This is a genomic window from Aureimonas flava (assembly GCF_003583935.1).
Taxonomy (GTDB): domain Bacteria; phylum Pseudomonadota; class Alphaproteobacteria; order Rhizobiales; family Rhizobiaceae; genus Aureimonas; species Aureimonas flava.
Map to the genome: position 1 here is coordinate 647,636 of NZ_QYRN01000001.1, position 26,103 is coordinate 673,738.

At 65.8% G+C, this 26,103-nt stretch carries 18 protein-coding genes and 1 pseudogene; 10 read left to right on the forward strand and 9 right to left on the reverse strand.

The window, feature by feature from the left end:
- Positions 1–33: 33 nt before the first annotated feature.
- Entirely contained in the window at positions 34–969 is a 936-nt protein-coding gene (locus tag D3218_RS03150; RefSeq protein WP_425359284.1) for a glutaminase, read from the forward strand.
- A 10-nt stretch (positions 970–979) separates the two neighbouring features.
- On the opposite strand, the gene D3218_RS03155 is transcribed toward D3218_RS03150, so the two are convergent.
- Positions 980–1,165 (reverse strand): DUF2735 domain-containing protein, encoded by a 186-nt coding sequence (locus tag D3218_RS03155; protein ID WP_119538406.1) that lies wholly within the window; start codon positions 1,163–1,165, stop codon positions 980–982.
- 374 nt (positions 1,166–1,539) lie between these two features.
- Between D3218_RS03155 and D3218_RS03160 the strand changes: the two genes are divergently transcribed.
- A complete protein-coding gene (locus D3218_RS03160) occupies positions 1,540–2,580 on the forward strand; it encodes a glutamine synthetase beta-grasp domain-containing protein (protein WP_119538407.1) in 1,041 nt (346 codons plus the stop codon).
- A 250-nt stretch (positions 2,581–2,830) separates the two neighbouring features.
- Here D3218_RS03160 and glnA read toward each other — a convergent pair whose 3' ends face one another.
- Both glnA and D3218_RS03170 read right to left on the reverse strand, forming a co-directional pair.
- Positions 2,831–4,240, reverse strand: a complete 1,410-nt coding sequence (gene glnA / locus D3218_RS03165) for a type I glutamate--ammonia ligase (RefSeq protein ID WP_119538408.1) — start codon at positions 4,238–4,240, stop codon at positions 2,831–2,833.
- Between the two features lie 59 nt (positions 4,241–4,299).
- Complete coding sequence (locus tag D3218_RS03170; RefSeq protein ID WP_119538409.1) at positions 4,300–4,638, reverse strand: P-II family nitrogen regulator; 339 nt, start codon at positions 4,636–4,638, stop codon at positions 4,300–4,302.
- A 221-nt stretch (positions 4,639–4,859) separates the two neighbouring features.
- Between D3218_RS03170 and D3218_RS03175 the strand changes: the two genes are divergently transcribed.
- Complete coding sequence (locus tag D3218_RS03175; protein WP_119538410.1) at positions 4,860–6,335, forward strand: NAD(P)H-hydrate dehydratase; 1,476 nt, start codon at positions 4,860–4,862, stop codon at positions 6,333–6,335.
- Between the two features lie 24 nt (positions 6,336–6,359).
- Here the strand turns inward: D3218_RS03175 and uvrA are convergent, their stop codons facing one another.
- Positions 6,360–9,236 carry an excinuclease ABC subunit UvrA gene (gene uvrA / locus D3218_RS03180; protein ID WP_119538411.1) on the reverse strand — a complete coding sequence of 959 codons (2,877 nt, stop codon included), beginning with the start codon at positions 9,234–9,236 and terminating at the stop codon, positions 6,360–6,362.
- Between the two features lie 329 nt (positions 9,237–9,565).
- Between uvrA and ssb the strand changes: the two genes are divergently transcribed.
- Positions 9,566–10,111 (forward strand): single-stranded DNA-binding protein, encoded by a 546-nt coding sequence (gene ssb / locus D3218_RS03185; protein ID WP_119538412.1) that lies wholly within the window; start codon positions 9,566–9,568, stop codon positions 10,109–10,111.
- A gap of 185 nt (positions 10,112–10,296) precedes the next feature.
- The gene (locus D3218_RS20025; protein WP_245414893.1) at positions 10,297–11,505 is read left to right on the forward strand and encodes a tyrosine-type recombinase/integrase; all 1,209 of its coding nucleotides are present in this window, start codon (positions 10,297–10,299) and stop codon (positions 11,503–11,505) included.
- A 112-nt stretch (positions 11,506–11,617) separates the two neighbouring features.
- On the opposite strand, the pseudogene D3218_RS20220 reads toward D3218_RS20025, so the two are convergent.
- Positions 11,618–11,716 (reverse strand): annotated as a pseudogene (locus D3218_RS20220) (LysR family transcriptional regulator); the annotation flags it as partial.
- 550 nt (positions 11,717–12,266) lie between these two features.
- Here D3218_RS20220 and D3218_RS03200 point away from each other — a divergent pair.
- Together D3218_RS03200 and D3218_RS03205 are read left to right on the forward strand one after the other, a co-directional pair.
- Positions 12,267–15,536, forward strand: a complete 3,270-nt coding sequence (locus D3218_RS03200; protein ID WP_119538497.1) for a DEAD/DEAH box helicase — start codon at positions 12,267–12,269, stop codon at positions 15,534–15,536.
- The gene (locus tag D3218_RS03205) at positions 15,533–17,293 is read left to right on the forward strand and encodes a phospholipase D-like domain-containing protein (RefSeq protein ID WP_119538414.1); all 1,761 of its coding nucleotides are present in this window, start codon (positions 15,533–15,535) and stop codon (positions 17,291–17,293) included. The genes D3218_RS03200 and D3218_RS03205 overlap by 4 nt, the downstream gene beginning before the upstream one ends.
- 343 nt (positions 17,294–17,636) lie before the next feature.
- Here D3218_RS03205 and D3218_RS03210 read toward each other — a convergent pair whose 3' ends face one another.
- The 4 genes from D3218_RS03210 to D3218_RS03225 form a co-directional block, all read right to left on the reverse strand.
- Complete coding sequence (locus D3218_RS03210; RefSeq protein ID WP_136625048.1) at positions 17,637–17,990, reverse strand: hypothetical protein; 354 nt, start codon at positions 17,988–17,990, stop codon at positions 17,637–17,639.
- A 16-nt stretch (positions 17,991–18,006) separates the two neighbouring features.
- A complete protein-coding gene (locus D3218_RS03215; protein ID WP_136625049.1) occupies positions 18,007–19,542 on the reverse strand; it encodes an AAA family ATPase in 1,536 nt (511 codons plus the stop codon).
- 216 nt (positions 19,543–19,758) lie between these two features.
- Entirely contained in the window at positions 19,759–20,094 is a 336-nt protein-coding gene (locus tag D3218_RS03220) for a hypothetical protein (RefSeq protein ID WP_136625050.1), read from the reverse strand.
- A 121-nt stretch (positions 20,095–20,215) separates the two neighbouring features.
- Complete coding sequence (locus D3218_RS03225; RefSeq protein WP_119538418.1) at positions 20,216–20,881, reverse strand: hypothetical protein; 666 nt, start codon at positions 20,879–20,881, stop codon at positions 20,216–20,218.
- Between the two features lie 219 nt (positions 20,882–21,100).
- Between D3218_RS03225 and D3218_RS03230 the strand changes: the two genes are divergently transcribed.
- The 3 genes from D3218_RS03230 to D3218_RS03245 all read left to right on the forward strand — a co-directional run bounded on the left by D3218_RS03230 (position 21,101) and on the right by D3218_RS03245 (position 24,162).
- Positions 21,101–21,415, forward strand: a complete 315-nt coding sequence (locus D3218_RS03230) for a helix-turn-helix transcriptional regulator (protein WP_119538419.1) — start codon at positions 21,101–21,103, stop codon at positions 21,413–21,415.
- 952 nt (positions 21,416–22,367) lie between these two features.
- On the forward strand, positions 22,368–22,604 hold the full coding sequence (locus tag D3218_RS03240) for a hypothetical protein (protein WP_119538420.1): 237 nt from the start codon (positions 22,368–22,370) through the stop codon (positions 22,602–22,604).
- A complete protein-coding gene (locus tag D3218_RS03245; RefSeq protein ID WP_119538421.1) occupies positions 22,597–24,162 on the forward strand; it encodes a site-specific integrase in 1,566 nt (521 codons plus the stop codon). The genes D3218_RS03240 and D3218_RS03245 overlap by 8 nt, the downstream gene beginning before the upstream one ends.
- The last annotated feature ends 1,941 nt before the right edge of the window (positions 24,163–26,103 follow it).

Sequence of the window (26,103 nt, forward strand, 5' to 3'; positions counted from 1 at the left end):
GCCCCCGTCCACCCTGTAGGAGCTCCCGCTGTGATCACGGGTCCCGATCTTCAGTCGCTCGTCTCGCAGATCGCGGACGAGATGCGTGCGCGGCCGGACCGGGGTCGGGTCGCCGACTACATTCCCGAACTCGCGCGCGTCGATCCGGCCTATTTCGGCATGGCGGTGGCGCTTCCGGACGGAACCGTGGCAGCGGCCGGAGACGCCGACACGCCGTTCTCGATCCAGAGCATCTCGAAGGTCTTCACCCTGACGCTGGCCCTCGGCATCGCCGGCGACCGGCTCTGGAAGCGGGTGGGGCGCGAGCCCTCGGGCAGCGCGTTCAATTCGATCGTCCAGCTCGAGAGCGAGAAGGGGGTCCCGCGCAACCCCTTCATCAATGCCGGGGCGATCGCCGTGACGGATGTCATCCTGTCCGGCCACAAGCCGCGCGAGGCGCTGGGCGAGATCCTACGCTTCATGCGTTTCCTGTCGGACGACCAAGGCGTCGCGATCGATAAGGCGGTGGCGGAATCCGAGCAACGCACCGGCTTCCGCAACATGGCGCTGGCCAACTACATGAAGTCGTTCGGCGTGATCGAGAACCCGGTGGACTACACGCTTGGGGTCTACTTCCATCACTGCGCCATCGCGATGTCCTGCCGGCAGCTCGCGCTGGCGGGTCGCTTCCTGGCCCAATCGGGCCGCCACCCCGCGACGGGGCTCTCGGTGATCCAGGCGGAGCGGGCACGCCGCATCAACGCGATCATGCTCACCTGCGGCCACTACGACGGGTCGGGCGAATTCGCCTATCGTGTCGGCCTGCCCGGCAAGAGCGGGGTGGGGGGCGGCATCCTGGCCGTCGTCCCGGGCCAGGCATCCATCGCGGTCTGGTCGCCCGGGCTGGACGCCGCGGGAAACTCCCACCTCGGGCGCATCGCGCTGGAGGCTTTCGCCAAACGCTCGGGCGTCTCGATCTTCGGCGCCTGAGGCTCCGAAGTCAGGCGTCGCTTCGCGGCTTGGCCTCGTCCACCGCGGCCTGATGGTACCAGGCGTCGCAGTCCACCACCATTTCGGGAACCGGATTCCTGTCTGCCGCCTGTGCGGCCCAGGCGCGAGCGCCGCGCCGACCGCCGAGCGGGAAGGCCAGGATGGTTGCGCCTTGGATCGATGCCGTCCGTTCCATTGCGATCTCCTCTCCGAGGATATGCCGCGCCTTTCAGCATCGCGGCCTGCTCATTTCATATTCAATATGCACCTTATTTCAGCAGTTGTAAGGCCCTCGCGCGATCCTTCGGGGCCTGCCGAGCGTCCCACGATGAGGGTAAAGAAACTTCGTTATGCGCCCGCATGGGTGCCTATCGGAGCTCAAACCCTGCATATGCGGTGGTTTGACGGTTTGGCACGGCGACCCCGACAGCTCGTCGGCACGGCCGACTCCAACGTAGCTCACCTCATCCCGCGGAACTGGCATGAGATATGCATGTGCTCCTTTAGGCTGGCTCTGGCCGTGCGCCATGCGAGGCGCGCGAGAGCCGGCCGACGCTTTGGAGAGTTGGGATGACGAAATACAAGCTCGAATACATTTGGCTCGACGGCTACACCCCGGTGCCGAATCTTCGTGGCAAGACGCAGATCAAGGACTTCGCGGAGTTCCCGAAGCTGGAGGAGCTTCCGCTCTGGGGCTTCGACGGCTCGTCCACCATGCAGGCAGAAGGCCGCAGCTCGGACTGCGTTCTCAAGCCGGTCGCCGTGTATCCCGACCCCGCCCGCACCAACGGCGCCCTCGTCATGTGCGAGGTCATGATGCCGGACGGCGTGACGCCGCACGCATCGAACGCCCGCGCCACCATCCTGGACGACGAGAACGCCTGGTTCGGTTTCGAGCAGGAGTACTTCTTCTACAAGAACGGTCGTCCGCTCGGCTTCCCCGAGAGCGGGTTCCCGGCGCCTCAGGGTCCGTACTACACGGGCGTCGGCTACTCCAACGTCGGCTCCGTGGCGCGCCAGATCGTCGAGGAGCATCTCGACCAGTGCCTCGCCGCCGGCATCAACCACGAGGGCATCAACGCCGAGGTGGCGAAGGGCCAGTGGGAATTCCAGATCTTCGGCAAGGGCTCCAAGAAGGCCGCCGACCAGATCTGGATGGCGCGCTACCTGCTCCAGCGCATCTGCGAGAAGTACGAGATCGACATCGAGTGGCACTGCAAACCGCTCGGCGACACCGATTGGAACGGCTCGGGCATGCACTGCAACTTCTCGACCGCGCACATGCGTGACGTCGGCGGCAAGGCCTACTTCGAGGCGCTGATGGCGGCCTTCGAGAAGAACCTCGAGGCCCATATCGCGGTCTACGGCCCGGACAACCACATGCGCCTGACCGGCAAGCACGAGACCGCGCCCTGGAACAAGTTCTCCTACGGCGTGGCCGACCGTGGCGCTTCGATCCGCGTGCCGCACTCGTTCGTCAACAACGGCTACAAGGGCTATCTTGAGGATCGCCGCCCGAACTCCCAGGGCTGCCCCTACCAGATCGCCAGCCAGGTGCTGAAGACGATCTCCGAAGTGCCGATGGACGCCGAGGTCTCGGCCGCCGCCTAACGCGGTCGTCTCCTCGAAACGCATCGAAGGGCCCGGCGGAGCGATCCGCCGGCCTTTTCGTGTCGGGCCGTGGATGTGGGGCCGGCGCGATCCCGAGCCGCACCGGGGCAGGGCGGCCCAAGACCGCCAATCGCTTTACGTGGAAGCCGATGGGCGGCGCCGCGCGGTCCATGCGCCGGGTGTTGCGCAACGAAAAAGGCCCCGGCGCGATGTGCGCCGGGGCCCGCAAACGCAGTCCGATCGCGACGGATCAGACCGAGTAGTACATGTCGAACTCGACCGGATGCGGCGTCATCTCGAAGCGAAGGACCTCGGCCATCTTCAGGTCGATGAAGGCGTCGATCTGGTCGTCGTCGAACACGCCGCCGGCCTTCAGGTAGTCGCGGTCGGAATCGAGGCTCTCCATCGCCTCGCGCAGGCTGCGGCAGACCGTCGGGATCTCCTTCAGCTCCTCGGGCGGCAGGTCGTAGAGATCCTTGTCCATGGCGGAGCCGGGATGAATCTTGTTCTTGATGCCGTCGAGGCCGGCCATCAGCATGGCGGCGAAGGCGAGGTAGGGGTTCGCCGTCGGATCCGGGAAGCGGACCTCGACGCGCTTGGCCTTCGGCGACTGGCCGAACGGGATGCGGCAGGAGGCCGAGCGGTTGCGCGCAGAATAGGCGAGCAGCACCGGCGCCTCGTAGCCCGGCACCAGTCGCTTGAACGAGTTGGTCGACGGGTTGGTGAAGGCGTTCAGCGACTTGGCGTGCTTGATGATGCCGCCGATGTAGAACAGGGCGTTCTCGGACAGACCGGCATACTCGTTGCCCGCGAAGGTCGGCTTGCCGCCCTTCCAGATCGACTGGTGGACGTGCATGCCCGAGCCGTTGTCGCCGAAGATCGGCTTCGGCATGAAGGTCGCCGTCTTGCCGTAGGCATTGGCGACCTGGTGGATCACGTACTTGTAGATCTGCATCTTGTCCGCGTTGCGGACCAGCGTGTCGAACTTGATGCCGAGTTCGTGCTGCGCGGCTGCCACCTCGTGGTGGTGCTTCTCGACCGAGACGCCCATCTCGGCCATGACCGTCAGCATCTCGGAGCGCATGTCCTGGCAGCTGTCGACCGGCGGGACGGGAAAGTAGCCGCCCTTGACGCGCGGACGGTGGCCGAGATTGCCGGTCTCGTACTCGCTGTCGTCGTTGGAAGGCAGTTCGGTCGAGTCCAGCTTGAAGCCCGTGTTGTACGGGTCGGCCTTGTAGCGGACGTCGTCGAAGATGAAGAACTCGGCTTCCGGGCCGAAATAGGCCGTGTCGCCGATGCCGGACTGGTTCAGGTAGGCCTCGGCCTTCTTGGCCGTGCCGCGCGGGTCGCGGTTGTAGCTCTCGCCCGAGACCGGGTCGAGGATGTCGCAGTAGAGGACCATCGTCGACTGCGCGAAGAACGGATCCATGTGGGCCGTCTCGGGATCCGGCATGAGCGTCATGTCGGACTCGTTGATCGCCTTCCACCCGGCGATCGACGAACCGTCGAACATCGAGCCTTCCGAGAACATGTCCTCGTCGACGATGGACTGGTCCATCGTCACGTGCTGGAGCTTGCCCTTGGGGTCCGTGAAGCGCAGGTCGACGAACTTGACGTCGTTGTCCTTGATCTGCTTCAGAATATCGTTGCCCGAAGTCATGAGTGTCCTTTCTGTCTGGACGACCGAACTCGTTTGGCTGACTGGAATGCTGCCGGAAATCAGATCGCGTCGACGCCGATCTCGCCGGTGCGGATGCGCACGGCTTCCTCGACGTGGGAGACGAAGATCTTGCCGTCGCCGATGCGGCCGGTCTGCGCCGCCTTGCGGATCGCCTCCACGGCGGCCTCCACGGCTTCGTCGGCGAGAACGATCTCGATCTTCACCTTGGGCAGAAAGTCGACCACGTATTCGGCGCCGCGATAGAGCTCCGTGTGGCCCTTCTGGCGACCGAAGCCCTTGGCCTCGATGACGGTGATGCCCTGGAGGCCGACGTCCTGAAGGGCTTCCTTCACTTCGTCCAGCTTGAAGGGCTTGATGATCGCTTCGACCTTCTTCACCGAAGTCACTCTCCCCTTACGTATCCGCCCTCGGACGGATAACCGTCTGCTCCCGGCCGTGAAGCGTTTAGCCTGTCGATCCGGCCGAGTCGATGCGGCGAATGCCTGTGCGTTGTGTAGCGGATGAGTGACGCGAAAACTAGCGAACACTGCCCCGCAACTGCCCAGCGAATGCGCAAACGCCGCCCAATATCTGGGCAACCGATGGAGTTTTCACCAAGATGCGTTCTTCGGTATCGCCGACATCGCTGCTGGACGACGGAGGCGTCAAACGGGCGGACGCCCTTGCCGTCGCGTCAGGCATCCCGCTGGCCGAGCTCGTGCAGAGGGCCGGGCGGGCCGTGGCCGAGGTCGCCGCGACCGGCCTTGCGAATGGTGCGCGGGTGGCGGTCTGGGCCGGGCCGGGCATGAACGGGGCGGACGCCCGCGTCGCCGCCCGCTGCCTCGCCGAGCGCCACGACGTATCGCTCTTCGCGTTCGGGAGCGGTGAGGGCGACCAGCCGCTGAGTGCCTTCGAGGAGGACCGATACGATCTCGTGATCGACGGCCTGTTCGGGATCGGTCTCCAACGCCCGTTGGATCCCGTCTGCACCGAGGCCGTGCGCAGGCTCGCCGCCGGAGGATCACAGGTTCTCTCGATCGACATGCCCAGCGGTGTCGACGCCGCGAGCGGCGCGTTGCTCGGTGCCGCCGTCCGGGCGCACCGGACGGTGACGTTCGAGCGGCGCCGGGTGGGCCACCTCCTGATGCCCGGACGTGCGCAATGCGGCGCGCTGATCGTCGCCGACATCGGCATGCCGCCGGACATCTGGAACGACGTGCCGAGCGTTGCCGACGCCAACGAGCCGCGGCTTTGGCTCGCCGCGTTGCGGCACCCCTCCGCCGCCGGCCACAAGTACGACCGTGGCCATGCGGTGGTGTTCGCCGGCCCGGTGGAGAAGGGCGGCGCGGCGCGCCTTTCGGCCATGGCGGCGCTTCGCGGTGGCGCCGGTCTCGTCACGCTCGCCGCCCCGCGCGAGGCGCTGTCGGGCCTCTCCGCCCAGGTCACCGCCCTGATGCTGCGGGGCTGCGATGCGCAGGACGATTTCGACGGCCTGCTCGAGGACGAGCGGTTCAACGCCTTCGTGCTCGGGCCGGGCTTCGGCGACGCGGCCAAGGCTCGCCGTTTCGCCGCACGCATCATCGAGGCGAACCGCGCCGTCGTGCTGGATGCCGACGCGATCACGGCGTTCGGTGAGGCTCCCGAGGACCTGTTCCGCCTGTGTGCCGGGGGGACCGGCGGGGACGTGGTCCTGACACCGCACGGCGGCGAGTTCCGGAGATTGTTTCCCGATATCGCGGGCGACGGGGGGTTGTCGAAGCTGGAGGCGGCGCGCGCGGCAGCGGCACGCCCCGGCGCGGTGGTGGTGTTCAAGGGCGCCGACACGGTGATCGCGGCCCCGGACGGGCGGGCGGCGATCAACGCCACCGGCACGCCATGGCTCGCGACGGCGGGGACGGGAGACGTGCTGGCCGGTATCGTCGCCGCTCAGCTTGCCCAGGGCACGCCGGTGTTCGAGGCGGCCTGTGCCGGCGTCTGGATGCACGGGCGAGCCGCCGAAGCGTTCGGGCCGGGGCTGATCTCGGAGGATCTGCCGGGCGCGCTGCCGCAGGTCCATGCGGAGATCGCGGCGCTGCGGGCGCCCGGCGGCGGCTGACCGACCCGCCGGGCTCAGTTTCGGCTATTCCGCCGCTTCGGCCTTAGCGATGGGGCGGCGCTGGAGCAGGTCCTTCAGGAAACGGCCGGTGTAGGAGCGGGGTACCTTCACCAGGTCCTCCGGCGTCCCCGTGGCGACGATCTCGCCGCCGCCGTCGCCGCCCTCCGGGCCGATGTCGATCACCCAGTCCGCCGTCTTGATGACCTCGAGATTGTGCTCGATCACCACGACGGTGTTGCCTTGATCGACCAGTTCGTGGAGCACTTCCAGAAGCTTGGCGACGTCGTGGAAATGCAGGCCGGTGGTCGGCTCGTCCAGGATGTAGAGCGTGCGCCCCGTGGCGCGGCGCGACAGTTCCTTGGCGAGCTTCACGCGCTGCGCCTCGCCGCCGGACAGCGTGTTCGCCTGCTGGCCGACCTTGATGTAGCCCAGGCCCACCTCGTTCAGCGTCACCAGCTTGTCGCGCACGGCGGGAACCGCCGAAAAGAACTCGACGCCTTCCTCCACCGTCATGTCGAGCACGTCGGCGATCGACTTCTCCTTGAAGGTGACCTCCAGCGTCTCCCGGTTGTAGCGCTTGCCGTGGCACACGTCGCAGGTCACGTAGACGTCGGGCAGGAAGTGCATCTCGATCTTGATGACGCCGTCGCCCTGGCAGGCCTCGCAGCGGCCGCCCTTGACGTTGAACGAGAAGCGGCCGGGCTGATAGCCGCGCGCCTTCGCCTCGGGCAGGCCGGCGAACCAGTCGCGGATCGGTGTGAAGGCACCGGTATAGGTCGCCGGGTTGGACCGCGGCGTGCGGCCGATCGGCGACTGGTCGATGTCGATCACCTTGTCGAGGAGCTCAAGCCCGTCCACCCGGTCGTGGTCCGCGGGCACGTCGCGCGCGCCGGAGATGCGCCGGGCCGCCGCCTTGAACAAGGTCTCGATGAGGAAGGTCGACTTGCCGCCGCCCGAAACACCGGTGACGCAGGTGAACACGCCCATCGGAACGTCCGCCGTCACGTCCTTGAGGTTGTTGCCGCGCGCGCCGACGACCTTGATCGCCTTGCCCTTCTGAGGCTTGCGCCGCTTGGCCGGCACCGGAACGCCCTTGGCGCCCGAAAGGTATGCGCCGGTCAGCGAATCGGGATGAGCCATGACCTCGGCCGGCGTCCCGGACGCGATCACCCGCCCGCCATGCACGCCCGCCGCCGGGCCGATGTCCACCACGTGGTCCGCCATCATGATGGCGTCCTCGTCGTGCTCCACCACGATCACGGTGTTGCCGATGTCGCGAAGGTGCTTCAACGTCGCGAGCAGGCGCTCGTTGTCGCGCTGGTGGAGACCGATGGAGGGTTCGTCCAGCACGTAGAGCACGCCGGTCAGGCCCGACCCGATCTGCGAGGCGAGGCGGATGCGCTGGCTCTCGCCCCCCGACAGCGTGCCCGACGACCGCGACAGGGTCAGGTATTCGAGGCCGACGTCGTTGAGGAAGCGCAGGCGCTCGCGAATCTCCTTGAGAATGCGGACCGCGATCTCGTTCTGCTTCTGCGTCAGTTTCTCGGGCAGAGCCTCGAACCAGGCGCCCGCCTGGCGGATCGACTGCTCGCTGACCTCGCCGATGTGGAGGCCGGCGACCTTAACGGCGAGCGCCTCCGGTTTCAGCCGGAAGCCCGAGCAGGCCGGGCAGGGGGTCGCCGACATGTATCGCTCGATCTCCTCGCGCGACCACGCGGAATCGGTCTCCTTCCAGCGGCGTTCCAGGTTGGGCACGATGCCCTCGAAGGTCTTCGTGGTGGAGTAGGACCGCAGGCCGTCGTTGTAGCGGAACTCGATCTTGGTCCGCCCCGTGCCGTTCAGGATCGCGTTGCGCGCCGACTCCGGCAGGGCGGACCACCGGTCGGTCTGCTTGAACCCGTATTCGCGGCCGAGCGCCTCCAGCGTCTGGCCGTAATAGGGCGAGGTCGATTTCGCCCATGGCGCGATGGCGCCGCCCTTGAGGGTTCGGTTCTCGTCGGGAACGATCAGCTTCGGGTCGATCTGCTGCTGCGAGCCGAGCCCGTCGCAGCGCGGACAGGCGCCGAACGGGTTGTTGAAGGAGAACAGGCGCGGCTCGATCTCCGAGATCGTGAAGCCCGAGACCGGGCAGGCGAACTTCTCGGAGAACAGGATCTGGCGAGGCTTGCCGTTGTCGTCCAGGCCGTCGGCGAACTCGGCGACTGCCAAACCCTCCGCCAACCGGAGGGCGGTCTCCAGCGAATCGGCGAGGCGCGCCTTGATGTCGCCGCGCACGACGATGCGGTCCACCACGACGTCGATGTCGTGCTTGAACTTCTTGTCCAGCGCCGGTGCGTCGGCGATGTCGTAGAACTCTCCGTCGATGCGGACCCGCTGGAAGCCCTTCTTCTGAAGCTCGGCGAGTTCCTTCTTGTACTCGCCCTTGCGGCCCCGGATCATCGGCGCCAGGAGGTAGAGGCGCGTGCCTTCCTCCAGCATCATGATGCGATCGACCATCTGGCTGACGGTCTGGCTCTCGATCGGAAGGCCGGTCGCGGGCGAGTAGGGCACGCCCACACGCGCGAAGAGCAGGCGGAGATAGTCGTAGATCTCCGTCACCGTGCCCACGGTGGAGCGGGGATTCTTGGACGTCGTCTTCTGCTCGATGGAGATGGCCGGCGACAGGCCGTCGATCTGGTCGACGTCCGGCTTCTGCATCATCTCGAGGAACTGCCGGGCGTAGGCCGAAAGGCTCTCGACGTAGCGGCGCTGCCCTTCGGCATAAATCGTGTCGAAGGCGAGCGACGACTTGCCGGAGCCGGACAGGCCGGTCATCACGATGAGCTTGTCGCGCGGAATGTCGAGATCGACATTCTTGAGATTGTGCTCGCGAGCGCCGCGGATCGAGATGACGTTCTTCATGGAGACTGGCCGCGCTGTGTCGAATTCGGAATCTTGAATGAAATGCCGCAGGGATCGGTTCGCCCGGCCCGGCCCGGATTTTTCTTTTCCCCTGCGTCGCCCATATCGTGGGACAGGCGGCAAGAATCAAACGCGAAGGCGGCGGGTCGGTGTCGAAACGATTTCGTTCCACGTTTGTTCTAGATGAAGGACGCCGATACGGCAATCGGCGACGGCGCTCCCTACGGGCGCCGGACGGCAAGAGTTGGGGATCGCGCTCCGCGGGCGGTATCGAAACCGCCACGCAGCCTCTAGGGTCCGCGCGACGAGCGTTCATACGGAGAAGAAGAATGGCGGGCAGCGTCAACAAGGTCATCCTCGTCGGCAATCTGGGCGCCGATCCCGAGATCAAGCGGCTGAATTCCGGCGATGCGATCGCGAACCTGCGCATCGCGACGTCCGAAACCTGGCGCGACAAGAACTCGGGTGAGCGCAAGGAGCGCACCGAGTGGCACAGCGTGGTGATCTTCAACGAGAACCTGGTAAAGGTCGCCGAGCAGTACCTGAAGAAGGGGTCCACGATCTACATCGAGGGCCAGCTTCAGACGCGCTCGTGGGAAGACCAGCAGGGCCAGAAGCGCTACACGACCGAAGTCGTGCTCCAGCGCTTCCGGGGAGAACTGCAGATGCTGGGCGGTCGCGGCGACGGCGGCGGCGGCGGCTCGTCCTACGAGGGCGGCGGCGGAGATCGCTCCGGCGGCCGCTCGGGCGGTGGAGACTACGGACGCGGCTCCGGCGGCGGTGGCGGCCGAGGGCAGGGCGGCGGCGGGTTCGGCGGTGGCGGTGGCGGCGGTGGTCGCCCGTCCGACGACATGGACGACGAAATCCCGTTCTGACAGGTGGGGTCGGCGCAGTGTAAACTGAAAGCCTGATTGCGGAGCTTTCGCAACGAGTTGAGTCGTGCGCACCTCATTGCGCTTGCACCGCCAATTTTTCACTGATCTTTTGGCGCTCATCCGTGTAAACGAGATGGGCGCCAATGCGTGCTGAACAGGCATCACAGGCTACCGGAAGCGTAAAGGTGACGATCCTGCGCGGCGGGGAGCGTTTCCCGCTGTACCACGGCCGGAATGGTGTTCCGGACCCCTGGATCACGCGCTACTGCGCCGTCGAGCTCCGCACGGCCGGCCTTTCGGTGAATACCATCGCCCGTGCAGCGAAAGCGGTGGCGCTCCTGCTGGACTGGGCGGCGGCGAGGTCGGTCGACATCACGGCGCGCATCGAGTCGGGCGATTTCTTCACGCACGAAGAAAGCCTCGACCTATCGAACTGGCTCCGGCGGAGCCGCGCGAGGGCAAAGGCAGACGGCACCGTAAAGGCCGTCGTGGACGCCAACACCCATGAGAATCGTGTGAGCTGCGTGCGCAGCTACATTCGCTGGCGCGGGGAAATCGCGGTCCACCGCATCCCAGTCGCTTCCGGTCGGTACGGAGACGGTTCGAAAAAGCTGGCGGCCTGGGACCGCATGATGTCCGGCCTCGCGCGGGGCGGGACGACGAAAAAGAGGTACGGGCTCACCGATGAGCAGCGCGCGTTGTTCCTCCGGATCATCCATCCCGACGCCGACGGCAATCCCTTCGACCGTCATCACCGCCACCGCAACTACGCTATCCTCCTCGCATACTACGAACTTGGACTGCGGCGCGGGGAACCCTTCGTTCTAAAGTCCGGCGACCTGCGAATCAGCGGAGCGACCCCGAAACTCGCGGTGCGAGCTAGGCCGGACGATCCCGATGATCCACGTCCCGACCAGCCGCTCGTGAAGACGGCGGAGCGGCTGCTCCCGGTCGGAGCGGAGCTGCTCGGCGCCCTCGACACCTGGATCTTGCGGAACAGGTCCGACAAGGATCGCTATCCGGGCGCCAAAAAGCACCCCTTCGTCTTCGTCTCGGAGAACGGGCGCCCGATGGCGCTCCGCACCGTCTACGACCTCTTCGTCAAGATGCGGGAGCGCTATCCCGAGCTGCCGCGGGACTTCTCGCCGCATATCCTCCGCCACGACTGGAACGACAGGTTCTCCGCCCTTTGCGACCGCCGGCGGGAGGCCGACGCGTTGGCCAACGTCCCGCAGTCGCATCGACTGACGAAAGCGAAGGAGGAGAGCGTGAGGAACTACCTGATGGGATGGAAGAAGCACTCCAAGCGCGCGGCGACCTACACGAACCGCAGCACCGAGGCGACCGCCTCGGAACTGATGCTGACTTTGCAGGACCGCAGCACCAATGGCTAGAACCGCAACGGGTCGCCCGCCCATGCCTCAGCCCCGCATTTAGGTCAGGCGCGCCCCCGAGGACGAGCGGTTCGTCGTGGCGCGCGCCGGCACGACCCTCGACGTGGCGGCTGACGCCGGACACCGACAGGTTCATCTCGGCCGCAGCGCGCGTCATGCTCCGCGCTTCCGCGACCCTGACGAACGCCTGCAACTCGGTCCAGCGATCCATTTCGGAGCCTTCGTTGACAGCGGCGTCTTCGACACTCACCGCCGGTTCTCCGATGTAGTGGGTGGGCTGTAACTGAGTCGAGGACGTCGGACCCGAAAACCAATAGGTCCGATTTTGACAAATGCCGTCACAAGCTCGTGGCGAAGAAGCCGTCGGCTGGCAGGCCGGATCGGTTGCTCCGCGGTCACGCTATCCTCTTAACGTGCATGTCGAGATTCTAAGCTCGGGGAAGCCGCGCGCGCCATATGTCTTGGCTCACATCACCCCGGAATACGTAGTAGAACCTGGGAATGAAGCCACTAATCGCTCCCGAGAAACGATTTCCTGCTGATATGGTTGTTCGGTCGTCGATCATGCCGGACATCAGAGTCCGCAGACCATCGGCGCGAGCTTGAGGAGGGAAGCTGTGGGACGAGGTTCTCGGCAACTCGGCAAGCACACCCTCGCCGCCCGCTTCCGGTTCTCCGAGGACTCGATAAGGGTCGCGGGAGGCGCGCTGGCGTCGCGGCTAGCCCGGGCTACCGACGTGGAGACGGGCGAGCCATGCCTCATGAGGTTGTTCGCCAAAACCGGCACGGCGATCGATGAGGATGTTCGCAGGCTTGTCGACGGCGGTATCCGCCGCATCCGCCGCGTCTTCTCCTCACGGCGGGCGAGAGAGGTTCTCGTCGAGGTGACCGAGGTCGTGGAGGACGAGCACGAGCTTGGCATCGTAATGCTCGATCCCGGAACTCCGTTGCTCGGCTCTGCGCGAAGGACTGCCCTTCGGCGCCAATCCTGCATGACGAACCGCGGCCGGCGGGACTTCTGGCTCAACATGTCCCGGGTCATCGAGGGACTGACAAATTGTCACGACGCGGGCATCGTGCACGGTGCCATCGACGGGTCGGCGATCTTCGCCGGCGACGAGCAGGCACTGAGCTACCGGCTCGGCGGCTACGAGGCGTGCGTGCATATCACCGACGATCCGCGTCCGTCCGAAATGGCGCTCAGGACGTCGAGCGCCGTTTCCTTCCGTCAAGATCTGGCTGACTTAGCCGAAGTGATACGCTCGGCGCTCGGTCTCGGACAGCCGGAAGAACCCGTCCTGACGAATATCGAGAGGCGCATGCTGGCCAGGATGGCCGATCCGCCGCACTTCCAGCTCTACGACGGCCATGTCGCCCTCTCGGATTTGGCCGAGGTCATCGAGGACCTTGCTCGGCTCGGCACGAGCGTCGAGGGCGAGTTGGTCCTCTACCCGGGGCAAGACGTCCTGCGGAGCGATCTGCCGTCCTTGGCATCAGGGGCGATCCCGGCGGAGAACAGGGAAGCGGTTCTGCGGTTCGTCGCGGACGACCTGCTCGGACCGGACACGCGCCTGGTGGGAATCGACGATCGCAAGGTCCGGGTCGTGACCGACCTCGCCACGTATGTGGTCGAACTCGTCGACGATCGGATCGGCATGATCGTGCGCGGGGGGAAGCGACGGCCGAACGACGCCATCGCGGATGCGGTCGACATTAAGCGGCGCATCCATCTGGCGAGGCACCGAGGCGCGGCGGCCGAGCGTGTCCGCCGGCTCGGCAACGGTGCCCTGTCCTGGATGGGCGTGCGGGAGGCACCCGCGCCCACGGCGCCATTCGACGATCCGCCCTCCTGGCATGCACTGATCCTGTTGGAGGCATTCGCGCTCTTGAGGCAGCAGTTCCGCACCTTCCCGGTCGAGACGATCGCACCTCCTCGATCCCGAGCCGATCTCGTGTGGATCGCCGCTCGGAGCGACGAGGAACGCGCAGAGCAGCGGAAGCGATTGAAGCTGCCGCCGCTGGCCGTAGCGCTGGATCGGGAAATGAAGCATGACGAGGGGCGCGCGGATTGGACGGTCTCGCTCAGCGACACACTGGGCCGACCCAGGGAGCGGCTCCCCGAACTCGCCCTGGAAATGATCGATGAGATCGGGGGTCGACTGGCCTATGGTTTCAGGTCGAGCGAACCCGTCCTGACTGGACAGGACCTCTTTCTGCGACCGCGCACCGAAGCCGGAACCGAGGGCGCCATTCGCCGCCGGCTGCAAAACGTCGTGGCCGCAAGGGCGAACGTCGAGCTTCTGAGGGCGCTCGACGACCCCGCAAGCGTCGCGATGGACGCGGCCCTGCGGGCCGTCGCAGTACCGGGTGAGCCTCCACCCGACCTCGACGGATCCAAGAGAGGAGCTTGGGAGGCTATTGCGGAGGGGCGATCCATCAACGTTGTCGTTGGGCCACCCGGCGTCGGGAAGACATATCTCATAACCCGGCTGATTGAGAGCATCCTCGTGGGGACGCCGAACGCACGCATCCTGGTGGCGTCCCAGAACCACGAGACGCTCATCACGATGGAACACGAGCTGAAGGAGGTGCTGACGGCACACGGCAAGATCGTCGTGCGCGTGGAGAAGTCCGAAGTGCAGGCGGATGCCACACTCCTGAGGCAGACCTCGCGAGCCTGCCTCGAGGCAGCGCTGCGCTCGGAGATCACGGGCCCGCTCGTCAATCCCTATCGCGAGATCCGTGAGGCGCTGCGGCCGACCGACGTGGCCGAGCGGGTTCTCGCCGAACGTGTCATGCGCGACACCGACAGCCTGCTCCTGCGCTCGGCGGACGTGACGCTCGCGACGACCTCGTCGTCGTTCGTCGAGGACATGATAGCCGATGGGGAGCAGTTCGACTGGGTCTTCGTCGAGGAGGCCGCCCGTGCCAACGGGGCCGAGCTGATTGGCGCGCTTCTCCTCGGCAACCGGCGCGTGATGATCGGCGACCATCGGCAGCTATCTCCCTTCGAGGCGGATGAGCGGAAGAAGTTCTTCGAACCTTTCCGCGCGGAGGAGCTGCTCAAGGACGGGGCGGAGCGGCTAGCGTCGATCCCGGATCTCCCGCCGGAGGTCGATACGACGTTCGAGCGACTGAACGCCGATCGAGGGCTGCTGATCGATGTGTTGGCCACCGCCACCCGACTGGAGGAGCCGTTCCGCTCGATTGCCGAGAGGGAGAAGGAACGCGAGGTCGATCTGGGTCGTCCGAGCGTCGTGGCGAAGACACTGCGGGAACAGAGCCGCATGCACCCGGCCATCTGTCGGATCGTCTCCCGCACGTTCTACGACGGCGATCTCGTCCCGACCGACCGGGTCATGGACCGGAAAGCGACGGTTCGCTCGCGGGGCGGTTTCCCGACGTCGCCGATCGTCGTGCTGGATCTGCCGCCACTCGGTACGTCCAGCCTTCGATCCTTCGAGAGGAGGAAAAGGAAGGATCTGACAAATCCGTCCGAGGCCGCGGCCTTGGTCGAAGCGGTCAAAGGCGTGGCTCCGGCCGTGGACGCTGAAGTTCAGCCGAGCCTCGTCGTGTTGGCGACCTACACCGGGCAGGTCAAACTTCTCGAACTTCTCCTAAAGCCGAGGATCGACGCAGAGGGGCGACTTAGGGGCTTCGTCTCCCCACGCGGAGACGGGCGCTTCGTTTATACGAGCGACAGCTTCCAAGGCGGCGAGGCGGACGTGGTCCTGGCGAGCTTGGTGCGCAACAACGTCGTGGTCGGCAGGCCGGCTCTGGGGTTCTTGAGCAACCCGCAGCGATTGAACGTCCTCCTGAGCCGGGCGAGGCAGAAGCTTATCGTCGCGACGAGCCTCCAGTTCCTCTCCGATGTCGTGGACGGGACCGATCGAGACAGGACCGGCGGGCCATTGAGTTTCATCCGGACGCTCGTGGAGGAGTTGCGCGAATCGGCAGGCGAGGCGGACGCGGGCCATCCACGAGGCGCGACGATCCTGGCGCGGGACGAGCGCGGAAAGAGCGCCCGATGATGATCTACATCGCGGCTTGGCACTATCGAGCACGTGTGGTCTTTCAGCGGACCTGGGGCTGGAGCCCGGTAGAGGAGCTCGTGCTCTTGCATCTCGATAACTCGCCTGGATCGATGGAGACCATCAGGGTCGATCTGGGTCTGGATGCGCAGGTGGTCGGTGCGACTTTGTCACGGCTGATGCGGTTCGGCTTGATCGAACTGCGGACATATCCCTCTCCATCCCTGACCACGAGCGCGTTGGGTCGGCAGTTCATACGTTCAGGCCAGCCTCTGCCAGAGCGAACCGTTGATCGCGAGGTGCCCGTGAGCCTCGTCTACGAGCGCGTCGGCCAATCGGTGTTTAAGCGCCGGGACGTGGACTTTGTGCCCGAACGGGAGATCGGGCATTTCCACTCCGCCGTGAGGTTCTCGCGGGAGGAGCGTGACGAGACCGACGAGACAATGGCGCTACGCGTCGGACGTCACATGGCAGGCTCGATGCGGCCTGGGGAGTGGCTACGGGGTGTCACCGCCATCAACTCGGTCTTGCGGCGCGTCTACCTCAAGATCGACCTGACCGACGTGCGGAACGGCATCTTCCCAAAGAACGCGAGCGAGGAGCTCGTCGCTGCCCTTCGCGCGACGATGGAGAGCGGGAGCCTGCCGTCCCTCACGCGCGAGGAGCCTCCGCCGTCCCCATCCATCGAAACCGAATTTGGACCGGAAAACTTCCTTGTGGGATCCGCCGATCATGTGGATCGGTTCGTCGAGATCGTGGATCGTGCCAGCCAAGACGTGTTCGTCCTTTCTACCTTCGTTGCTGACCAAGCTGATGAAAAGGGCCGCGACCGCCGGAACCGCATCCTCGAAGCTCTGGAGCGTGCGCTCAAGCGTGGCGTGCGATGCCACCTATTCTTCGGGACCTCGCGCGACGAGCACGGCAAGCACGCGCAGGCAATGGAAGACCTGCGCCTCAGGCTGTCGGCAGGAAGCGTAACCCGCGGGTACCTGAAGGTCCACCGTGATCCCGTCAGGAGCCATGCCAAGATTTTGGCGGCCGACGACGGAGCGGGGGGCGCGGTCGCTGTCATCGGATCATGCAACTGGTTGTCGTCACCCTTTTCGGCCGTGGAGGCTTCGGTGATCCTTAAGGAAGCCGGTGCCGCGGCCATTGGCTTGAACATCCTGGGCTCCATCGTGGCGCCGCTCGCGGACGCGAGCCGATCCCGCGAGTCCTTGCGCTTCATGGCGGCCGAGCTACGCCGTTCCCTGGAAAGCCCCGGTAAGCGCCCAACGCCGTCCGCGCTCCCGAAAGCCCGCCTGTCCGTCGTCTACTCCGCCGACCACGAACGTTTGCTCCGGAAGGCGGCCCATGAAGCCGATCGGCGCTTCGTCTGTTGCACGCACAGGCTTGGTGCGCCGATGGTCCCGGCATTGTTCACTCCCGCGGAAGTGGCGGGTCGACGCCTGGAGGACGTAAGGGTGCTCTACTCACGGCAGACGGGACCCGTCAAACGACGTCACGTTTCCGAGCAGCGCGAGCGTCTCGACGGTCTGGTGCAGGTAATAGGGGTGAAAGAGCCCCAACTTCACTGCAAGTTCCTGCTTTGGGACGACGACGACGTGGTGGTCAGTACGATGAACTGGGGGTCACAGTCGGGAAGGGACGACGATCCGTTGGACGAGATTGGCGTCCACCTTCAAGGGCCTGGATTGGCAGCAGCGCTCCTCGAACGCGTCGAGCATTTGCTGCTGGCGACAGACGGAGGCGAGTGACCGCCGTCGCGCCGGACCGGGTGCCGGCGTGTCGGGAGCCAACGCTCCGCGGCGCAGGGCCGGCCGTCACTGTTGCCGACGTTGGTCCTCGGCGTGGCTCAACCGGCATCTTGCGAAACCTGATCGGTTGACGTTGGAAGTTGGCGCGTCCGCGACGGCGGCCGACGGTCACGTTCGCCGCAGGACGGGAGAATGCTAGTCCATCGAGATCCCTTCCGTCGGCTAGCCGGCGAAGCGGCCAAGGCGTCGACCGAGTTGGGGGAGGCGGCACCGCCCGACGCCGCCTCCCGGTTTGTTCGTTTGTTCAGGTTCCATCGACGGATCCTGCACACCAGCTTCGTCCTCAGAGCCCGTCGCAGGCATCACATCGGACCCGCCACTGTCCGCCCTCGCTCCGCAGACGTCCCGACCAGCCACATCGATCGCAAATCCGCTTGGACGCCGCCTCGGCCCAGTCCACGATGTCCTCGATGCGATCGCCGCCGTAATGCGTCATGCGCAAGGCGCCCCACTTCTCCTTGATGTCGGACCAGGCGAAATCGGCCCGCTCGTCGTCCTCGAGAGCCGCGTCGACACGCCGGAACACCTCGGCGAGTAGATGGTCCCAGCCATCGCCGACAGCGAAGCCGAACGGCGTCCCACCAAACTGAGCGCTCCAGCGGCGGCCGAGGTGTCGGCGCCAGTCCGATTCGTCCATGTCCACCGACACTGCGTCAGTTCCGCCGTGCGAGCGACGCACGGGCGTCGAGAAGTGCCTCAACGTAGCGCCGCAGATCCCGCAGGCTCCCCTCTAGGCCGAAAGAGACGGTCAGCGCCTCGAGCTCCTCGACGTCGAGCGGCGGCTCCATGCCAAGGTCCAGCCCCCGCTCGCGGACGAGGTCGCGCCGGATCCGGTCGGCGAGCGCAGGCACGTGCGCCGAGGAGGGCAGAGGTACCTTCAGCACCCGAAGCCGGTTGAGCAGCGGGCCCGGGATGCCAGTCGTTGAGTTCGCGGTACAGAGCCATACGACGTGCGAAGCGTCGAGCTCGGCATCGAGGAAGTGGTCTCGCCAGGCGCGGGACGACAGCGGCTCTAGGAGCGAGAGGAGAGGGTCATGGATGGCCCCGGCCGACGAACGCCCGGCCTTTTCCAATTCGTCAACCAGGATGCCGGGGTTGGCCACCTTGTGCTGGGCGAACAGCCGAAGCGGAACGGACGGGTGCGCGTCGCGCCATCGCCGGGGAGATCCTGTCAGGCTCTGATCCATGGTCGTGCCCGCGTCGACGGGGGCGAACGGGATGCCGAGCGCGTCAAGGACGTCCCTGCACAGGCGTGATTTACCAGCTCCCGGAGGTCCGACGAGAAGGACAGGACGAAGGCGCACCGGACGGCCCTCCGCGAGATCGCCGAGCATTCGCTCGATGGCGGCCGCAGCGTGAGGATGGGCGGCGAGGAGATCCCGTCGCACCTCGACGAGTTCGCGGGCCGGCACGAGGGGAAGCGCGATGCCGAGGATGTCGCCGACGCCAGACTCCTTTCTCAGCTCGCGGGAAAGGTGAACATGGGGGACGACCACGATCTTCGGCGCCTCCTGCGGGGACGAGGCCGCGCCTGTCCGACCTGAGCCCTTGCCGACCTCCGCGCCATGCAACGTCGTGAGGCCGTAGCCGGCCGCGTAACCTTCCTGGTAGCCGATCTCCCGAGCATGCGAATCCACGGACGCCCAGAGAGCTGCCACAACCTCCAGCCCCAGCTCCTTCGGTTGCTGAGTCACTCCAACTGCGCCGGCGCGAAACTTGCTGTCGATGCCGTTGGCGAGAGCTCCCCAGCCCACGGCATGTCCGAGCATCCATTCGGCGTCGTTGACGGCGCGGGTGACAAGGCGGATGTCGTCCGGCTTCTCGAGGGTGCGCCCCCTGACCGTGTCGTGGAGGGCGACCATGAGATACGCCTCGGCCGCGCACCGCGCTGAGACCTCAAGTTGCGCCGAGCGGTACCGCCGGGCCGCGAGGTAGGCCAGCATCGTCCACTTCAGGGTCTCGTCGGCGGTCTCCAGCAGCTCGGCGAGCGGCATGTCGACGAGGTGCGGGAGGTCTGCCGCCGCGGCGTTGATGATGCTGTCGATGAGGAGGCGGGTGCGCCCGTGTGCCTGCTTAGCCAGCAGGATGCGCGCGCGCTCCTCAAGGGCAGCGGGCCCGCAGGACATCAGGTCATGGATGGGATGGCGCTCTCGCAGGCGCGCCGCTTCTTTTTCGGTCAGTGCGGTCACGAGGCTCTCGGAAGTTCAGGCCGCGGCACCAAGGTGAAGGGCGGCGGACCAATGGGCCTTACGCGGACATCAGGAAGGACGCCGCCTATCTGAAGCGTTCGCGGGCGGAGGGCTGGTGCAGCACCGTCGGATCGCGACGGGGGCTCGAGCGCGAGCAAGATCGGCGGGACGGGTATGGCCGGACTTTTACCCTTTGGGGCGGCCGAGACGCCGTCCTCAATGCCACTTGCTTCGTATGGCGCGGGGGCCGAGCGTGTACCAGCGTGACAGCGTTCGGGCGACGCCGTGCTCGGGCGCCCAGACCCATAGGTCGGATGTCTCGCCGAGGCGCCCATCGCGGACGGAGGGGTGATGCTCCAGGATGCCGCGCAGGCACGGAACGGGCCGCGTCGACATGGACCAGTCGCGGATGTGGACGGCGTTTTCCCCGGCGAGTCGTGCCGGGTCGCCGCCGGCCTTCAGTGTTTCAATATCCGCGACGAGGTCCTTAAAGCGTTCGAGGTGCTCATCGAGCTGGAAGACCCGGCCGGAGGGTTGGATGATGATCGTCATGGCTAGCTTGGCGTTGGCCGCCGCGGGGCGGCGCGCGGGAGGCAAAAATCGGGCAGCAGTTCGGGGGATGGTTCGTTGCGGCTCGCGGTCAAGCCGCAAGCGTCCAGGGCGTCTAGGCGGCTCAGGCGGCCCCTGCGCTGGCTTGCGACATGCTTGCAGACACGCGACTGCGGTACTCCTCCGAGATGGAGGCTATTCGCTCCGAGACGCTCCCGACGTCGGCGAAGGGCGCAGCGTCGTGGAAGAGCTCTGGGATGTCGCCGGCATAGAGCGTGAGCCAGCCCAGCGCCCGCCAGATCGGGGCGTCGGGATCGTTGTACGATTTCCAATCCTGCTGGTATGCTAAGGTCGCCGCGGTGACCGCAACCGGAATGATCGAGTGCGTATCGCCGAGATTGACGGCGTAGATCCAGCACCTCAGCTTCCCGCTCCTCGCGTCGGGCGACCAGCCGCTCAGGTCCAGGTCCGGGTTCCTGAACGCCTCCGCCGTTGCCTGCACCGCTTTCAAGGATTCGGTCGCCAGCATCTCGCGGCAGGCCGAACTCAGCTCCGACTGGACGCCCTGCGGATCCCTTGCCTCCGCCTCCCGGAGCAAGTTCTCGGCGAAGCACCTCATGTCCCGGCCCAACTGCCCGCCCATGAAGGGAAAGCCGCGCAGCAACTGCTGCGCGGTCGGCAGCGAGTAGCCCGCGAGGATGCGTTCGCGCGCGTCGCTGCCCGGCAGGGCAACCTCTGCCCGCGAGGTGCTGTTGAGCGTTTGCGCGGCGTCCGCCGACGTGTCTGTCATGGGATCGAACTCCCGGCACCTCTGGATGCCACCTCTCGGACCGGGTTGCGGCCCAGGCGAATCACCGCCGGCCAGTGCGCGATTCCGTCGCCTGCCCCGGTGAATGGAATGGGTAATAAACGGGATTTCAAATCCCGTCTATAACCCATTCTAATCCGGGATGCTGCCCGCCCTCCGCAAATTGTTGACACAAGGGGCCGCTCGGGGATCCTGGCCGGGATGCCCGCAGACCCGAACCTTCTCAAAGCCGCGCGTATCCTGCTTGGCCTGTCGCAGGACGACCTGGCGAACGCGGTCGGCATCTCCCGGAAAAGCCTTGCCCGCGTCGAGGCCGGCGGCGTCGACTCCACGCTTGGGACGGTCGAGGCGATAAAGGTCGCCCTTGAACTGCGCGGCGTCACGTTCCTGGGAGGTTCGGAGTCGTTCGGACCGGGCTTGAGGGTGCCCGCCGACCTAGCCTCCGGATGGGAGGCCGAGAGGGCACGCCTGGCGCTTGAACGTGGCCGCTCCAAAACCGAGAACGAGGAGCCCTGAGCACGCGTGCGGCGTGTCCGCGACGCGACGGAGGCTGATCCGGAACGACTGCCTAGTGTCGCGTCTGCCCGCCGCGACCGGGATCTCGGCAGGGCGGCGCGGCTCGCGGGGGGCTCCGGCCCGTCGCGGCCGCGGAGGGACAACCTTGTGCCGGCATCGTGCGCCCGACCGGGGCGGCCGCAGCGACGCGAGGGACTGCGATCCGCAGCTTGAAGGCAACGCGCGCCGTCCCTGGGCATGACCTCGGCCGTCGACGCTTTGTCGCGGGTCAGTCAACGAAGGCGGGGCTTGGCCCGAGGGACGGGTAGCGGGAGGCGACGGCGGTTCGCGTCATGGCACGGGCGGCCGCGCGAGTAGCTCGGCGCACGCGCTTTCCCGCGGCGAAGGTCAACGGGGAGGCTGCGCCCGAGGGTGTGCCTCACGTCGGGGGTCATTTTGGCCGCGACCTTCGCAACCGTTGCCCGCTAGCACCCGAAAGCTCCCTGCACGACAGACCAGCTCTGCCCATTTCTCAGCATCGCCGCGATGCCGGCGTTGCGCCTCGCGTCTTCGGGCAGACCCTTTGTAGCGACCGTCCGCCTTGGCTCTCACCTGACCCTCACCGATGCGCCGTCGGCGGTCCTCGTCGTCCGTCCTCGCGACCGCTGCGAGCATGTCGAGCACGTCGAGCATCATCGCGTTGACCGCGTCGAACATTCGACCGCACTAATCGGCGGGAATGGTTGTTGCAGCGACCAGAACGAATGCATCGTCGCAGTCGTTGGAACGTCAAAGCGCCAAGCTGAAGACCCGTGAAAAATGAAATCATTCTTCATTCCTGTATCTGCACAACGTTCTGGCAGCCTTGTGAAAAATGATTTCATTTTTCACCGAATGTATTCGATGGAGAATTATTCATTTACAGCGAGCGCGCGATTGATTTATCCATCATAGTTAGTCACGATGCCTGCCCATGTACCAGGAAGCGGCTTCTTATATCGTCAAGGTGCGGCGCTTCGCCGGCGGCGAGCAATGCCCGCTGGCCCACGATGCGAAAGTCATCCTCGCCCGCGCGCCGAACCTTTGCGCGTTGATCTCGCTTCGCCCGCGTAAGGGGTCGTCGGGAACGCTGACTTACACGAACCACAGCATCGAAGAGACCTCCCCTAAACTGATACTCGGATTGCAGGACCACAGCACCAATGGCTAGGAGCGCAACGCATCCTCCCTCGGCGCCCCAGCCCGCTGTCGAGGTCAGGAGCGTCCCCGAAGGTGAGCGGTTCGTCGTGACGCGTGCCGGCACGACTCTAGACACGGGCGGGATGGTCTGGAAGCTCGAGAACCCTTCGCGCACGTTGACGATCGACCTGCACGACATCGAGATGGCGACCGCCGCCGTCCGTAGTGCGATCGAGAGTTATCTGCGCCATACGATACGCCTTTATTCCGTCGGGGAGATCGCTGGGAACTGGGCAGTCCTTCGGATGGTAGTGGCTTGCAGGTCGGCGGCCGAAGCAGTGCTGCCTTATAGGATCCTTGGCGAAGTTCGGGAGCAGTTGAAGCCCCACGAGCACTACCGCCTTCACTACCTACGCAAATTCTACAATTGGTGCTGCGACCAGGGGTTCGACGGCTTCTCCGACGAAGTTGCGTTCGAGATGAACGAGCGAGTGTTCGGCGGGAACGACAAGGGAGAAGCGGTTCTTTCTGCGGACCCTCAGGAAGGTCCACTCGATGATCGTGAGATCTACGCACTGACCAACGCATTGCGGGGTGCACGCGTGACAGGAGCTTTGACATTGGCCGAACAAGCGGCCGTCTGGCTTTGCGTCGGACTGGGGAGTAACTCCGGCCCCCTCGCTCTGCTACGAGAGGAAGACTTCAAAAGCATAACCGCCGAAGGGACGGCGGGTAAGACGTATCTGCTTCAGGTTCCGCGACACAAGAAGGGCGATGTCCAATCTCGTAGCCAGTTCCGGGCTAGAAAGCTCAATGCGGACATCGGTGTCGTCATCGAGGCGTTGTTAGAAGAGAACCGCATGGCCGACGGGGGTGAGCCTGATGCTTCCCGTCCACTACTCATGCGGTCGAAAGAGCGCCGGGATCTCAGCCGGGAAGGCGAACTGACGGATTATCTATACCACCATACGTCTGTAGGAGTGCTCAACTTGGTCGCCCGCGCTGTGAAGAAGCTGGGCGTCATATCCCACCGAACCGGAGAGCCGCTGAAGGTGACGGTCCGCCGCCTGCGTTACACCTTCGCCACGCGACTTGTTCGGGAAGGCGCCTCGCAGCGCGTCGTGGCGGACGCCCTGGACCACACCGACCTCCAGAACGTGGCCGTCTACTTCGACATGAAGAGCGACGTAGTGGAGCGGCTGGATGCCGCTATGGCGCTCCAGCTCGGGCCGTTGTCGCAGGCCTTCCTCGGCACCCTGGTCCGAACGGAGGCCGACGCCGTGAACGGCGACCGACGCAGCAGGCGCATCCTTCACTCGGATCGGTCGAAGGGCACGCTCAAGCCGCTCGGAACGTGCGGCAGCTTCTCGTTCTGCGGGCTGAACGCGCCCGTCGCCTGCTACACCTGCGTCCGCTTCCAGCCTTGGATTGACGCCCCGCACCAGGAGGCGTTGGACGGGATGCTCGGTGAACGCCAGCGGCGCGTCGACGAGGGCCAGGACCCGAGGATGGTCACGCTGTTCGACACGACGATCCTCGCCATCGCTGATGTCATCGTTCAGATCAACGAGATGCGCCGTGCGGCTTGAACGACTCCCGTCCGGCCTGCTCGTCGAGGCCCGCCGGAACCTCGCTGCCTTCGTTCGTCGCGGGCGCCATGACATCGTTGCGTTGGGCGAAGACCTGCCGTTCGACGCTCCTGCATGGGACCTCACGCGCTTTTCCCAAGCCCGAGCGTCGTCCGGAAGCCGCAAGTTCGTGCTCTACTTCACGACATCCGAGAACGGGAACGCGAAGGGGCTGGAAGGACGCGTACCCCTGTCGGAGCCGTTCGCAGGCTTCATCAAGACAGTGGCACGCCTGCGCTACGACGCGAACCCGAAGGTGCCCCAGACCCTCGCCGTCCTCGTGCGCGCGTCACGCTACCTGCACGACGTCCTGGCGGACCGCGGCTACGATCCGTGCGAGCTGGTGAAGGCGGACTTCGATGAGGCGGCCGGCTTATGCATGGTCCGGGAAGCGGCGAGTTCGCGCTACCGGGTAGGCGTGTTCCTCGCCGAGATCGCCGACTGGCTGAACCGCTATTCGCTGACGAAGGGTAGGATCACCTTCCGCAACCCTTTCCCAAGGGTTGCCTACGACGGCACACGCCTCGGCGACGATCACGACGACCGCGGGAAGAAGAAGCTTCCGAGCCCCGAGATGCTGGACGCGCTCAGCCAGCTCGCGAACCTCGTCGAGTCGCCGCCGGATGTCATCCGGATGCGAGCGATCGAGCTCTTGGTCTGCGGCGGCTGGCGCATCAACGAGCTTCTCACGTTGCCGGAGAACTGCGAGGTGGAGGAGGACGCGTTCGAGAACGGCCGCCCGGTCCTCGGCCCCGATGGTGCGCCGCAGCTCCGTTACGGTATCCGGTACCAGCCTGAGAAGGGCGGGAAGCCCGCGATCAAGTGGTTGCCGACGCCGATGGTGGACGTTGCCAAGCGCGCCGTCGCCGACATTCGGGACCGGACCATCGAGGGCCGGAGCGTGGCGGCATGGCTCGAGGCCAATCCCGGTCAGGCCTATCTTCCGGACGGTCTTCGCGATCGGGCGACGCTTTCCAGCCGGGACCTGGAAGCCGCCTTCGGCTTGGTGAACGGCACGGGTAACCAGTGGGCCAAGAACAGGAAGCTCGTGCCGGTCGAGGTCGTTGCCCGAACATCGCACTACACCCGCCAGGACGTGGAGGCGGCCCTCCTGGCTGACCAACGATCCTTGAAGCCCAAGAACCCGACGAGCATGCCGCTCTCGAAGCACCTGTTCGTGACCCCGCTCAATCTATTCCATGACCAGCGCGGCACGAACGCCAGCGTCTTGTCCCTCCTGACGGACCAGCAGATTGCCGACTTCCTCGGCGGGCGGGTGTCCGACCGCGGGGCCGCCAAGTCGGTGTTCGAGCGCTTCGGCTTCGTGGACGAGAACGGCCGGCCGTTCGAGATGAACAGCCACATGTTCCGCCACTGGCTGAACACCATGGCCCAGCAGGGCGGCATGGGCCAGCACGAGATCGCCCGGTGGTTCGGTCGCAAGGACGTCGGCCAGAACACCGCCTACGACCACCGGTCGGCCATGCAGATGGCCGAGGAAGCCAGGGAGCTTCTGGCGACGGGGAAGGTCATCGGCGGGGTCGGGGCACGCCACGATCGGCTTCCCCCCATCGAACGGCCGAAGTTCCGCGCGGCGGTGTTCGCCACCGGCCATACGACGGATCTCGGCATGTGCGGATCGGACTGGAGCCTTACCCCGTGCCTCAAGCATGGCGCCTGCGGCCACTGCGAGGAGCTCTTCATCGAGAAGGGCAACCCCGACCAGAAGTGCCGGGCCGAGACCATGCTCGAGGAGCACGAATGGCTGCTCGAACGGGCGCTCGAGGAGGTTGCCGAGGAGACGTTCGGGGCGTCGAACCACCTCAACCACATCCGCCTCATCGTCAACGGGCTAAGGCGCATCGTCGCCGTCCACAACGACCCGTCGATCCCGGACGGGAC

Coding starts and splice junctions, on each gene's coding strand:
- D3218_RS03155 (WP_119538406.1), bottom strand. CDS start 1,165: ATGGAACGGACGGCATCGATCCAAGGCGCAACCATCCTGGCCTTCCCG.
- D3218_RS03160 (WP_119538407.1), top strand. CDS start 1,540: ATGACGAAATACAAGCTCGAATACATTTGGCTCGACGGCTACACCCCG.
- glnA (WP_119538408.1), bottom strand. CDS start 4,240: ATGACTTCGGGCAACGATATTCTGAAGCAGATCAAGGACAACGACGTC.
- D3218_RS03175 (WP_119538410.1), top strand. CDS start 4,860: ATGCGTTCTTCGGTATCGCCGACATCGCTGCTGGACGACGGAGGCGTC.
- uvrA (WP_119538411.1), bottom strand. CDS start 9,236: ATGAAGAACGTCATCTCGATCCGCGGCGCTCGCGAGCACAATCTCAAG.
- ssb (WP_119538412.1), top strand. CDS start 9,566: ATGGCGGGCAGCGTCAACAAGGTCATCCTCGTCGGCAATCTGGGCGCC.
- D3218_RS03200 (WP_119538497.1), top strand. CDS start 12,267: ATGAGGTTGTTCGCCAAAACCGGCACGGCGATCGATGAGGATGTTCGC.
- D3218_RS03205 (WP_119538414.1), top strand. CDS start 15,533: ATGATGATCTACATCGCGGCTTGGCACTATCGAGCACGTGTGGTCTTT.
- D3218_RS03210 (WP_136625048.1), bottom strand. CDS start 17,990: ATGGACGAATCGGACTGGCGCCGACACCTCGGCCGCCGCTGGAGCGCT.
- D3218_RS03220 (WP_136625050.1), bottom strand. CDS start 20,094: ATGACGATCATCATCCAACCCTCCGGCCGGGTCTTCCAGCTCGATGAG.
- D3218_RS03225 (WP_119538418.1), bottom strand. CDS start 20,881: ATGACAGACACGTCGGCGGACGCCGCGCAAACGCTCAACAGCACCTCG.
- D3218_RS03230 (WP_119538419.1), top strand. CDS start 21,101: ATGCCCGCAGACCCGAACCTTCTCAAAGCCGCGCGTATCCTGCTTGGC.
- D3218_RS03240 (WP_119538420.1), top strand. CDS start 22,368: ATGTACCAGGAAGCGGCTTCTTATATCGTCAAGGTGCGGCGCTTCGCC.
- D3218_RS03245 (WP_119538421.1), top strand. CDS start 22,597: ATGGCTAGGAGCGCAACGCATCCTCCCTCGGCGCCCCAGCCCGCTGTC.